The organism is Pseudomonas sp. BC42 (assembly GCF_021560055.1).
In the GTDB taxonomy this organism is placed as follows: Bacteria; Pseudomonadota; Gammaproteobacteria; order Pseudomonadales; family Pseudomonadaceae; genus Aquipseudomonas.
The window spans coordinates 4,942,600-4,953,608 of record NZ_CP091067.1; the positions used below are offsets into that span (position 1 = coordinate 4,942,600).

General features: G+C 60.6%; 10 protein-coding genes. 2 read left to right on the forward strand and 8 right to left on the reverse strand.

What is annotated here, in order from left to right:
- Positions 1-214: 214 nt before the first annotated feature.
- The 4 genes from L1O02_RS22205 to sdhC are packed head-to-tail and all read right to left on the reverse strand — an operon-like array spanning position 215 to position 3,444.
- Complete coding sequence (locus L1O02_RS22205; RefSeq protein WP_022643104.1) at positions 215-919, reverse strand: succinate dehydrogenase iron-sulfur subunit; 705 nt, start codon at positions 917-919, stop codon at positions 215-217.
- A gap of 12 nt (positions 920-931) precedes the next feature.
- The gene (sdhA, locus tag L1O02_RS22210; RefSeq protein WP_060838188.1) at positions 932-2,704 is read right to left on the reverse strand and encodes a succinate dehydrogenase flavoprotein subunit; all 1,773 of its coding nucleotides are present in this window, start codon (positions 2,702-2,704) and stop codon (positions 932-934) included.
- A gap of 3 nt (positions 2,705-2,707) precedes the next feature.
- A complete protein-coding gene (sdhD, locus tag L1O02_RS22215) occupies positions 2,708-3,076 on the reverse strand; it encodes a succinate dehydrogenase, hydrophobic membrane anchor protein (RefSeq protein WP_011060049.1) in 369 nt (122 codons plus the stop codon).
- On the reverse strand, positions 3,070-3,444 hold the full coding sequence (sdhC, locus tag L1O02_RS22220; protein WP_011060048.1) for a succinate dehydrogenase, cytochrome b556 subunit: 375 nt from the start codon (positions 3,442-3,444) through the stop codon (positions 3,070-3,072). The genes sdhD and sdhC overlap by 7 nt, the downstream gene beginning before the upstream one ends.
- A gap of 363 nt (positions 3,445-3,807) precedes the next feature.
- Between sdhC and gltA the strand changes: the two genes are divergently transcribed.
- Entirely contained in the window at positions 3,808-5,097 is a 1,290-nt protein-coding gene (gene gltA, locus L1O02_RS22225) for a citrate synthase (RefSeq protein WP_011060047.1), read from the forward strand.
- A 292-nt stretch (positions 5,098-5,389) separates the two neighbouring features.
- On the opposite strand, the gene L1O02_RS22230 is transcribed toward gltA, so the two are convergent.
- From L1O02_RS22230 to L1O02_RS22240, 3 genes are all read right to left on the reverse strand, one after another.
- Positions 5,390-7,048: a cation acetate symporter gene (locus tag L1O02_RS22230; protein ID WP_060838187.1), complete on the reverse strand. Its 1,659-nt coding sequence runs from the start codon at positions 7,046-7,048 to the stop codon at positions 5,390-5,392.
- Positions 7,045-7,356 (reverse strand): DUF485 domain-containing protein, encoded by a 312-nt coding sequence (locus L1O02_RS22235; RefSeq protein WP_016968084.1) that lies wholly within the window; start codon positions 7,354-7,356, stop codon positions 7,045-7,047. The genes L1O02_RS22230 and L1O02_RS22235 overlap by 4 nt, the downstream gene beginning before the upstream one ends.
- 455 nt (positions 7,357-7,811) lie before the next feature.
- Positions 7,812-8,663, reverse strand: a complete 852-nt coding sequence (locus tag L1O02_RS22240) for a glycine betaine ABC transporter substrate-binding protein (RefSeq protein WP_060838186.1) — start codon at positions 8,661-8,663, stop codon at positions 7,812-7,814.
- 330 nt (positions 8,664-8,993) lie between these two features.
- On the opposite strand from L1O02_RS22240, the gene L1O02_RS22245 reads away from it, so the two are divergent.
- Positions 8,994-10,547 (forward strand): hypothetical protein, encoded by a 1,554-nt coding sequence (locus L1O02_RS22245; RefSeq protein WP_060841900.1) that lies wholly within the window; start codon positions 8,994-8,996, stop codon positions 10,545-10,547.
- 51 nt (positions 10,548-10,598) lie between these two features.
- Here the strand turns inward: L1O02_RS22245 and L1O02_RS22250 are convergent, their stop codons facing one another.
- A complete protein-coding gene (locus L1O02_RS22250) occupies positions 10,599-10,964 on the reverse strand; it encodes a hypothetical protein (RefSeq protein WP_060842833.1) in 366 nt (121 codons plus the stop codon).
- Positions 10,965-11,009 lie beyond the last annotated feature (45 nt).

Here is an 11,009-nt window from a genome sequence, read left to right on the forward strand (position 1 = left end):
AGCTTGCAGAAGTCCGAATGCAGCGACCAAAACAAGCCACTTAGGATCACGCTGATAGTCCGGGTACCAGCCCGGATGCCCCTGCTTGTCTCATTTCTTCAAAAATAAGAGCAGCCACTTTGTGAGCTGCTGCTCAGGTTAGAGCCATGACGCGGGTTGAAGCCCGCGCCTTGGCTTTTACGGGTACAGCGGTCCTACGGGTACAACAGCTGAATCACACGCCGCTCTGCAGCAGCATGTTACGAATGTGACCGATGGCCTTAGTCGGGTTCAGGCCTTTGGGACATACGTTGACGCAGTTCATGATCCCCCGGCAGCGGAATACGCTGAACGGGTCGTCCAGGGAAGCCAGACGCTCGGATGTCTTGGTGTCACGGCTGTCTGCCAGGAAGCGGTAGGCTTGCAGCAGGGCAGCTGGACCCAGGAACTTGTCCGGGTTCCACCAGAAGGACGGGCAAGAGGTCGAGCAGCAAGCGCACAGGATGCACTCGTACAGACCGTCGAGCTTCTCGCGCTCTTCCGGGGACTGCAGACGCTCGATGGCCGGAGCCGGCGTATCGTTCTGCAGGAATGGTTTCACCTTCTCGTATTGCTTGTAGAAGATGCTCATATCGACGACCAGGTCACGGATAACCGGCAGACCTGGCAGCGGACGAATAACCAGCTTGTTCTTCTTGACCACGGCAGACAGCGGCGTGATGCACGCCAGGCCGTTCTTGCCGTTGATGTTCATGCCATCGGAACCGCAAACGCCTTCACGGCAGGAACGACGGTAGGAGAAACCCTCGTCCTGCTCTTTGATCAGCGCCAGCACGTCCAGCACCATCAGGTCCTTGCCACCGGTGTCGACCTGGAAAACCTGGGTTTTCGGAGCCGAATCGGTGTCTGGGTTGTAACGATAAACTTCAACTTGCAACATATCGATCACCCTTTAGTAAGTCCGGACTTTTGGTTCAAAAGTCGGAACAGTCTTCGGCGAGAAGTTGACCGCACGCTTGGCAACGCGCTTCTCACCCGGGAAGTACAGGGTGTGGCACAGCCAGTTTTCGTCGTCACGGTCTTCAAAGTCTTCACGGGCGTGAGCGCCGCGGGACTCTTTACGCACTTCGGCAGCGATGGCGGTGGCTTCAGCCACTTCCAGCAGGTTCTGCAGCTCAAGTGCTTCGATACGTGCAGTGTTGAAAGCCTGAGACTTGTCGTTGATCTTGACGTTGGCGATACGCTCGCGCAGATCGGCCAGCTGGGCGATACCCTTCTGCATGTATTCGCCAGTACGGAATACACCGAAGTAGTTCTGCATGCAGCTCTGCAGCTCGCGACGCAGGGTTGCAACGTCTTCACCGGTGGTGCGCTCGTTGAGCTTGGCCAGGCGGTTCAGGGCCACGTCGACGTCGGTGTCGCTGGCGTCGCGGTATTCGATACCGTCGGACAGCGCTTTTTCCAGGTGCAGGCCAGCTGCACGACCGAACACTACCAGGTCCAGCAGCGAGTTGCCGCCCAGACGGTTGGCACCGTGTACCGATACGCAAGCCACTTCACCCACTGCAAACAGGCCAGGGATGATGGTGTCTTCGCCAGCAGCGTTCTGAGTGATCGCCTGACCATGAATGTTGGTGGCAACGCCGCCCATCATGTAGTGGCAGGTTGGAACGACCGGAACCGGAGCAACCACCGGGTCAACGTGGGCGAAGGTCTTCGACAACTCGCAGATGCCAGGCAGGCGGCTGTGCAGCACTTCCTCACCCAGGTGATCGAGCTTGAGCATCACGTGGTCGCCATTCGGGCCACAGCCGTTGCCGGCGATGATTTCCTTGACCATGGAGCGCGCTACAACGTCGCGGCCAGCCAGGTCTTTGGCGTTCGGAGCATAACGCTCCATGAAACGCTCGCCGTGCTTGTTGATCAGGTAGCCACCTTCACCACGGCAACCTTCGGTTACCAGTACACCGGCGCCGGCGATGCCGGTCGGGTGGAACTGCCACATTTCGATGTCTTGCACCGGAACGCCGGCACGCAGCGCCATGCCTACACCGTCACCGGTGTTGATCAGGGCGTTGGTGGTGGAAGCGTAGATACGACCTGCACCGCCGGTAGCCAGAACGGTGGCCTTGGAGCGGATGTAGGTGGTTTCGCCGGTTTCGATGCAGATAGCGATCACGCCGACAAAGGCGCCATCCTGGTTCTTCACCAGATCGACTGCGTACCACTCGTTGAGGAAGGTGGTACCGGCTTTCAGGTTGCCCTGATAAAGGGTGTGCAGCAGCGCGTGACCGGTACGGTCGGAAGCTGCGCAGGTACGAGCCGCCTGGCCGCCCTTGCCGTAGTCCTTGGACTGACCGCCGAAAGGACGCTGGTAGATACGACCGGTTTCGGTACGGGAGAACGGCAGACCCATGTGGTCCAGTTCGAAGACCGCAGCCGGGCCTTCCTGACACATGTATTCGATAGCGTCCTGGTCACCGATGTAGTCGGAACCCTTGACGGTATCGTACATGTGCCAGCGCCAGTCATCGTTCGGGTCCGCCGAGGCGATCGCGCAAGTGATGCCGCCCTGGGCAGACACAGTGTGCGAACGGGTCGGGAACACCTTGGTGATCACGGCAGTCTTGTGGCCACCCTGGGCCAGCTGCAGTGCGGCACGCATGCCGGCGCCGCCGCCGCCAATGATGATGGCGTCGAAAGAAATGGTTGGAATGTTAGCCATGAATCAGATACCCCAGAGAATCTGCACACCCCAGACGAAGTAAGCGAACATCGCGACGCCGCATACTGCCTGGAAAAGGAAACGCACTGCTGTCGCCGACTTGCCCAGCGCCATCGGCGTCAGGTAGTCAGTCGAGATGGTCCACATGCCGACCCAGGCGTGAGCGCCCAGGGCCACCATGGCCAGCAGACTGAAGATACGCATCCAGTTGTTTGCGAACAGGCCATGCCACTGGGTGTAGTCAATGCCCGGATTCGCTACGAGGTATCCGATCAGGAAAATGAAATAAGCCGCGAGAACGACCGCAGACACACGTTGTGCCATCCAGTCATAAAGGCCCGAACGCGACAGGTTCGTAACGCTGGTTACCATATCCAAACTCCCGCCAGAACGATTACCACCACGGATACGGCGATAACGATTTTCGAGCCCAGCTTGCCGCCTTCCAGCGTCTCACCGATGCCCATGTCCATAATCAGATGGCGTACACCGGCCACCAAGTGATACAGCAAGGCGGACAGGAGGCCCCATGCAACGAATTTGGCCAGCGGACTGGTCAAGCACGCCTTCACCTCGGCATAGCCTTCCTCGGAACCCAGGGATTTGCTCAATGCATAAAGCATGATGCCGATGCCCAGGAAGAGGATGATGCCGGAAACACGGTGAAGAAACGACGTAACGCCGGTGATGGGGAGTTTGATGGTCCTTAGGTCTAGGTTTACAGGTCGTTGGCTATTCACGGCTTTTTTTCACACTGAAGAGCCCCTAACAATCAGGGCAAAGTTGTTGGGGAGTGCACTGGTCAGGTAACCACTACCCAGGGAGTGCGACCCCCAATAAAGCGGGCCCAGAAGCCTACGGAGGTCGGTGGCCGAGTATAGACAGTTAGGCTACTAATGACAACGCAAACGCCTTCCCCTAATAGCTGATTGCGTTAGCCATATAAAAGGCGTAAATGGCGGTGAATTTCGCTAAAAAATCCCTCCCAAAGCCTTCTGGGACAAGACTTTAGGCAAATTGACATTCAGATTTATCTCACTATAGTGGTGCGGGCCCTGCGTGGGGGGTCTGTCTGATGATTTCAAGCATAAATAGGAGGCCACATGGCTGACAAAAAAGCGCAGTTGATCATCGAGGGCGCAGCCCCCGTCGAGCTGCCCATTTTAACCGGCACCGTTGGTCCCGATGTAATCGATGTTCGGGGCCTGACGGCCACGGGCCGCTTCACTTTTGACCCGGGTTTCATGTCGACCGCCTCCTGCGAGTCGAAAATCACCTACATCGACGGCGACAACGGCATTCTGCTGCATCGCGGCTACCCGATCGAACAACTGGCTGAAAAGTCGGACTATCTGGAAACCTGCTACCTGCTGCTCAACGGTGAACTGCCCACCGCCGAACAAAAGGCTCAGTTCGTCAGCACCGTAAAGAACCACACCATGGTTCACGAGCAGCTGAAGAGCTTCTTCAACGGCTTCCGCCGCGACGCTCACCCGATGGCGGTGATGTGTGGCGTAGTCGGCGCCCTGTCGGCGTTCTACCACGACTCCCTGGACATCAATAACCCGCAGCACCGCGAAATTTCCGCCGTGCGCCTGGTCGCCAAGATGCCGACCCTGGCTGCGATGGTTTACAAGTACTCCATGGGCCAGCCGATGATGTATCCGCGCAACGACCTGTCGTACGCGGAAAACTTCCTGCACATGATGTTCAACACCCCGTGCGAGATCAAACCGATCAGCCCGGTACTGGCCAAGGCAATGGACCGGATCTTCATCCTCCACGCCGACCACGAACAGAACGCCTCGACCTCCACCGTGCGCCTGGCCGGTTCTTCGGGTGCCAACCCGTTCGCCTGTATCGCAGCCGGTATCGCCGCGCTCTGGGGCCCTGCCCACGGCGGTGCCAACGAAGCCGTACTGACCATGCTCGACGAAATTGGCGATGTCTCGAACATCGACAAGTTCATCGCCAAGGCCAAGGACAAGAACGATCCGTTCAAACTCATGGGCTTCGGTCACCGCGTGTATAAAAACCGCGACCCGCGCGCCACCGTGATGAAGCAGACCTGCGACGAAGTCCTGAAAGAGCTCGGCATCAACAACGATCCTCAGCTCGAACTGGCGATGCGCCTGGAAGAGATCGCCCTGACCGATCCGTACTTCATCGAACGCTCCTTGTACCCGAACGTCGACTTCTACTCGGGGATCATCCTCAAGGCGATCGGCATTCCAACAAGCATGTTCACCGTGATCTTCGCCCTGGCGCGGACCGTCGGCTGGATCTCCCACTGGAAAGAAATGCTCTCCAGCCCTTACAAGATCGGCCGTCCACGTCAGCTGTACACCGGCTACGAGTCGCGCGACATCACCAAGCTGGAAGACCGCAAATAAGACCCGCCTTGCGCACACGTCTTAGCTGCACCGAATACGGCCTCTAACAGAGGTCGTATTTGTTTCTGCCCTCCCCTGCCTACACAGCGCAGTAGCCGGCTTGCCGGTGAAGAGCCCCGCACTCCCTCCCCCCCTCAAATACGCTTTGCCTGGCAAGCCCGCACCTACGACCCTGCGCCTGAACTCGGCGCCAGTAGTACAGGACGAGCGGACACAAAAATGCCCCGATCTCTCGACCGAGGCATTTCGCCATTACGCAGCTTCTATATAGAAGCCGATGCCACCCTCTCGCTTAGTGCGACACCGCCCCACTGGCACCCAGACCGGTCTGCGAACGCACGAACTGCGGGAAGAACAGGGCCCGCTCGTTGACTGCCGAAGCCGACTTGTCAGTGATGGAGAAGAACCAGATACCGATGAAGGCGATGATCATCGAGAACAGCGCCGGGTACTCATACGGGAAGATCGCCTTCTCGTGATGCAGGATCTGCACCCAGATGGTTGGACCGAGGACCATCAGCGCCACCGCACTGACCAGGCCCAGCCAGCCACCAACCATGGCGCCGCGGGTGGTGAGCTTCTTCCAGTACATGGAAAGCAGCAGTACCGGGAAGTTGCAGCTGGCGGCGATGGAGAACGCCAGGCCTACCATGAACGCGATGTTCTGGCTTTCGAAGAGAATGCCCAGACCGATGGCCAGCACACCCAAGGCCACGGTAGTGATCTTGGAAACGCGGATCTCGTCCTTCTCGTTGGCCTTGCCCTTCTTGATCACGCTGGCATACAGGTCGTGGGACACCGCCGAGGCACCCGCCAGGGTCAGACCCGCCACAACCGCCAGGATGGTGGCGAAGGCCACTGCCGAGATGAAGCCGAGGAACACGCTGCCACCCACCGCATTGGCCAGGTGCACCGCCGCCATGTTGTTACCGCCGAGCAAGGCACCCGCCGCATCCTTGAAGGCCGGATTGGTGCTCACCAGCAGGATCGCGCCAAAGCCGATGATGAAGGTCAGGATGTAGAAGTAGCCGATGAAACCAGTGGCGTAGAGCACGCTCTTGCGAGCTTCCTTGGCATCGCTCACGGTGAAGAAGCGCATGAGGATGTGCGGCAGGCCGGCGGTACCGAACATCAGCGCCAGACCCAGGGAGAAGGCCGAGATCGGATCCTTCACCAGGCCGCCCGGGCTCATGATCGCCTCACCTTTGGGGTGAACCTTGATCGCCTCGGAGAACAGGGTATTGAAGTCGAAGTTGACGTGCTTCATCACCATCAGCGCCATGAAGGACGCGCCGGACAACAGCAGCACCGCCTTGATGATCTGCACCCAAGTGGTGGCCAGCATGCCGCCGAACAGCACATACAGGCACATCAGGATCCCCACAAGGATCACCGCCACGTGGTAGTCGAGGCCGAACAGCAGCTGGATCAGCTTGCCGGCACCCACCATCTGCGCGATCAGGTAGAACGCCACCACCACCAGCGAGCCGCAGGCCGACAGGGTACGGATCTGGGTCTGCCCGAGGCGGTAGGACGCCACGTCGGCAAAGGTGTACTTGCCCAGGTTGCGCAGGCGCTCGGCGATCAGGAACAGAATGATCGGCCAGCCCACCAGGAAGCCGATGGAGTAGATCAGGCCGTCATAGCCGGAAGTGAACACCAGGGCGGAAATCCCCAGGAAGGACGCCGCGGACATGTAGTCACCGGCAATCGCCAGGCCGTTCTGGAAGCCGGTGATCTTGCCGCCCGCCGCGTAATAGTCGGCGGCCGACTTGTTGCGCTTGGAGGCCCAGTAGGTGATGCACAACGTAGCCCCGACGAACACCACGAACATGGCAATCGCCGAAACGTTGAGGGGTTGCTTGTGGACTTCGCCTGTCAAAGCGTCTGCGGCCCAGAGGGCGGGAGCGAAAGCGGCAAGACCGAGTGCTGCGAATAGACGTCGGATCATTGCTGAGCCTCCTTCAGGATCGCGTTGTTCAGCTCGTCGAACTCACCGTTGGCGCGTCGCACATAGATGGCCGTCAGGACGAAGGCCGAGACAATCAAGCCGACACCAATGGGAATACCCCAGGTGATGGATGACGTTGGACTGAGTTTGGCGCCCAGTATCTGGGGCCCATAGGCGATCAACAGGATGAAACCCGAGTAAAGCCCAAGCATGATCGCCGAGAGAATCCAGGCGAACCGCTCTCGCTTGCTGACCAGCTCCTTGAAGCGCGGGCTGTTTTGAATCGAGAGGTAAATGCTGTCGTTCATTGTTTTTATCCTCGCAGCACAGATTTTAGGTGGAACCTAGGGTCTGTTGGCGCTTGGTGACGACCGCGACGGTGATCCACTTGGTGCAGGGCAAGGCGCGAGGAGCGCAGTTTGGTTGTTCCAAATAAGCTCCGAGAAACGCAGCCCTGCACCAAGTGGACCCCGTGCCTTCGGTTGCGTGCCAACTTGCGCGAGGCTGCGTTGCGGGATTTGCCAAGGGAATAACCATTGGTAGCATCCCGCGCCTTGCCTCGCACAAGCTGGCCCAGCAACGCGGCTCGCCACCAAGCGTCAACAGACCTTCGTCCACTCTATGCGGCTATGGAGCAGGTTCCAGACGACCTTAGTATTAGAACGACATTAGCCAGCTCGCCAATTTTCCCCGCGAAAAAAACAAGGGCCGCCCGCTGCAAGCAGCGGGCGGCCCTAGGACCCTCTATCTAGACGCCTGGCGGCTATTTAGCCGTCCACTCGGCAACGCGTTCCGGGTGCTTGCCAACCCAGTCCTTGGCCGCTGCCTCCGGTTTTGCGCCGTCTTGAATGGCCAGCATGACCTGGCCGATTTCATCCTTGGACGCCCACTGGAACTTCTTCAGGAACGCCGCCACTTCCGGCGCCTTCTTCTCCAGCCCCTTGCTGCCGATGCTGTTGACGGTTTCAGCAGCGCCGTAGACGCCTTTCGGGTCTTCAAGGAAACGCAGCTTCCACTTGGCGAACATCCAGTGCGGTACCCAGCCCGTCACGGCGATGGACTCCTGCTTTTCCTCGGCACGTGTCAGCTCGGCGATCATCGCCGCACCGGAACTGGCCTGCAGCTTGTAGTCCAGGCCGTAGTCCTTGATCGCCTGATCCGTCTTGAGCATCACCCCGGACCCGGCGTCGATGCCAACGATCTTGTTCTTGAAGCTGGTGTCGGTCTTGAGGTCGTCGATGGTCTTGGCCTTGACGTACTCGGGCACGATCAGACCGATCTTGGCGTCCTTGAAGTTGGGGCCATAGTCCACCACCTTGTCCTTGTTCTTGGCCCAGTACTCACCATGAGTCACCGGCAACCAGGCCGAGAGCATGGCATCGAGCTTGCCGGTAGCCACGCCCTGCCACATGATCCCGGTCGCAACCGCTTGCAGCTTGACGTCATAACCGAGCTTCTGCTTGATCACCTCCGCGGCCACATAGGTGGTCGCCACGCTGTCGGACCAGCCGTCGACGTAGCCGATGCTCAGGGTCTTGCTGTCGGCACTGGCCAGAGTGGAGCTGATGGCAAGTACCAGAGCGGCACCTGCGCCTAAGAGTCGTCGCATCTTCATCGTTACTTCCCCGAATAGTGCAGTGCCAGGCGGCTGCCAGGCACGTCAACGTATGGTTATGGTGCACAGCGCCCCCATCACGCCTCACCGCGAACGCGTTCGATCATCAGCGGAGTACTGATGCTTCGATCATCAACCTGCCTTCGCCCGCGACCTGCTCTGTCTGCGACCTCAAGACAACCAGCAACGACATCAGATAGCCATTAACCGGCCCGCCGCCGATCCCATGCCGCAGGCCCGCCCGAACTTTGCATGGCTACAGCATGCCGACCACCAAGCCCCGGACAAATACGGGTAAGATGCCGGGCTTTGTTCTGCTATGGCCCGACCATGTCCGCCTCCGCCCGCTTCCCCTTCCCTGCTTATCTGTTTGCCTGCCTGATCGGCCTGCTGGCCCTTTGCGGCTACTGGTACGGCCTTGGCCAGCCAGTGCATCTGCCCGACGTCGCCAGCGCCAGCCACAAACTGCAATGCGCGTCCTACACGCCGTTCGACAAGGATCAGTCGCCCTTCGACCAGCCGTTCGCACTGCGCCCCGAGCGCATGGATGCCGACCTGGCGCTGCTGGCCACACGGTTCGAATGCATCCGCACCTACTCCATGACCGGACTCGAAGCCCTGCCCGAGCTGGCGCGCAAGCACGGCCTGAAGCTGATGATCGGCGCCTGGGTCAACAGCAACCCGGTGGACACCGAAAAAGAAGTCGACCTGCTGATCGCCTCGGCCAACGCCAACCCGGACGTGGTCAGCGCGGTGATCGTCGGCAACGAAGCCCTGCTGCGCAAGGAAGTCACCGGCGCCCAACTGGCGCGGCTGATTCTCAAGGTCAAGGCCGGGGTCAAGCAGCCGGTGACCTACGCCGACGTCTGGGAGTTCTGGCTCAAGCACCCGGAAATCGCCCCGGCGGTGGACTTCCTCACCATCCACCTGCTGCCCTATTGGGAAGACGATCCATCGAACATCGACGCCGCCCTCAACCACGTGGCCGAGGTGCGCCAGGTGTTCGGCAACCGTTTCGCCCCCAAGGACGTGCTGATCGGTGAAACCGGCTGGCCCAGCGAAGGCCGCCAGCGCGAAACCGCAGTGCCGAGCCGGGTCAACGAAGCCAAGTTCATTCGCGGCTTCGTGGCCCTGGCAGAGCACAACGGCTGGCACTACAACCTGATCGAAGCCTTCGACCAACCCTGGAAACGCGCCAGCGAAGGTGCAGTGGGCGGCTACTGGGGACTGTTCGACGCCGATCGCCAGGACAAGGGCATCCTCGCCGGCCCGGTTTCCAACCTGCCTTACTGGCCGCTGTGGCTGGGCGTGGGCGGCGTGATCTTCCTCGGCACCCTGGTGCTGGGCGGACCGGTCCGGACCCGGCGCGCGGCACTGCTGCTGCCGCTACTGGGGGCGCTGGCGGCCTGCGCCATCGGCACCTGGGCCGAACTGGCACGGGTCACCAGCCGTTTCACCGGGGAGTGGGTGTGGGCCGCCTTGCTGCTGGGCCTGAACCTGCTGGTTCTGAGCCACGCCGCACTGACACTGAGCCCTCGCCAAGGCTGGCGCCAACGGGCCTTCAACGCCCTGGAACAACGGGCCGGCTGGCTTCTGGCGGCAGCGGGCTTCGCCGCTGCAGTCATGATGCTGGAACTGGTGTTCGACCCACGCTACCGCAGCTTCCCCAGCGCGGCCCTGGTGCTGCCGGCGCTGGTCTACCTGTGCCGCCCGGTCCGCGTCCCGCGCCGCGAGATTGCCCTGCTGACCTTTATCCTGGGTGCCGGCATCGCTCCCCAGCTGTACCAGGAAGGCCTGGCCAACCAACAGGCCTGGGGCTGGGCCCTGGTCAGCCTGCTGATGGTGGCCGCGCTGTGGCGCAGCCTCAGGGCCCGTCTCGCCTGAACCTTGGCCTGTTGGCCGCGGGACGCCTGGATTGCGCCCGCGGCCGCCACTTCAGGATCGCGCAGCCCGCACCAGACGCAATGCGCCAATCACCACCGCGAACACCGCCAAGGTGGTGTTGTACAACGCCAGGGCCGGAATGCCGGCCAGCAACGCCAGCACCGCCAGCCACCAGCCGCTGCGCCCCGGCAGGACAAATGCCAGCAGCGCGGTACCCAGGGCGCTCCAGCCCAGCACCTTGAAGTGGATCATCCAGCCCAGGCTGGAACGCAGCGAGCATTCCCAGCGCGCGGCCTCCTCGACACAGGCGCCCACCCAGCGCGCATCCTCCATAAAGCCGTAGCGCAAGCCATAACTGGCGGCCAGCCACAACGGCAGGACGATGAGCAGCACGATCACGGGCAAGCGGCGAGACATGGAACACTCCGAACAGTCAAAACGGCGCCCAGCATAATCCTCCAC

Bases quoted from the DNA above. Each gene is read 5' to 3' on its own strand.
- sdhD (WP_011060049.1), bottom strand. From the start codon at position 3,076: ATGGTAACCAGCGTTACGAACCTGTCGCGTTCGGGCCTTTATGACTGG.
- L1O02_RS22245 (WP_060841900.1), top strand. From the start codon at position 8,994: ATGTCCGCCTCCGCCCGCTTCCCCTTCCCTGCTTATCTGTTTGCCTGC.
- L1O02_RS22235 (WP_016968084.1), bottom strand. From the start codon at position 7,356: ATGAACGACAGCATTTACCTCTCGATTCAAAACAGCCCGCGCTTCAAG.
- L1O02_RS22205 (WP_022643104.1), bottom strand. From the start codon at position 919: ATGTTGCAAGTTGAAGTTTATCGTTACAACCCAGACACCGATTCGGCT.
- sdhA (WP_060838188.1), bottom strand. From the start codon at position 2,704: ATGGCTAACATTCCAACCATTTCTTTCGACGCCATCATCATTGGCGGC.
- L1O02_RS22250 (WP_060842833.1), bottom strand. From the start codon at position 10,964: ATGTCTCGCCGCTTGCCCGTGATCGTGCTGCTCATCGTCCTGCCGTTG.
- L1O02_RS22230 (WP_060838187.1), bottom strand. From the start codon at position 7,048: ATGATCCGACGTCTATTCGCAGCACTCGGTCTTGCCGCTTTCGCTCCC.
- gltA (WP_011060047.1), top strand. From the start codon at position 3,808: ATGGCTGACAAAAAAGCGCAGTTGATCATCGAGGGCGCAGCCCCCGTC.
- L1O02_RS22240 (WP_060838186.1), bottom strand. From the start codon at position 8,663: ATGAAGATGCGACGACTCTTAGGCGCAGGTGCCGCTCTGGTACTTGCC.